This is a genomic window from Sphingomonas sp. AC435 (assembly GCF_979253005.1).
The window spans coordinates 1-231 of the sequence record NZ_CEEDCJ010000132.1; the positions used below are offsets into that span (position 1 = coordinate 1).

Below are 231 nucleotides of genomic sequence, written 5' to 3' on the forward strand. Positions count from 1 at the left end.
CAGCTCGCCCAACACCTTCTCCAACGCGATGTCGCCCGCCAACGCGGCGATCGTCGGCAACGCGTTCGATAGCGTCGCGTCGGAAGAGGGCGCGGTGCTGCGGCGCAAGTTGCTGGACAACATCCTGATGCTGCGCAGCCTGCTGCAGGGATGCGGGCTGGAGGTCTATGGCGAACCGTCCGCGATCGTGTGCGTGAAGATGGGCAGCGAGGCGCTGGCGCGGCTCGTCAG

Annotated in this window: 1 protein-coding gene; it reads left to right on the top strand. The window is 67.1% G+C overall.

The window, feature by feature from the left end; genetic code table 11:
* Window positions 1-231 (top strand): aminotransferase class I/II-fold pyridoxal phosphate-dependent enzyme (locus tag AC0CH8_RS19200; protein ID WP_465241245.1); only part of this gene is annotated, 231 nt, incomplete at both ends.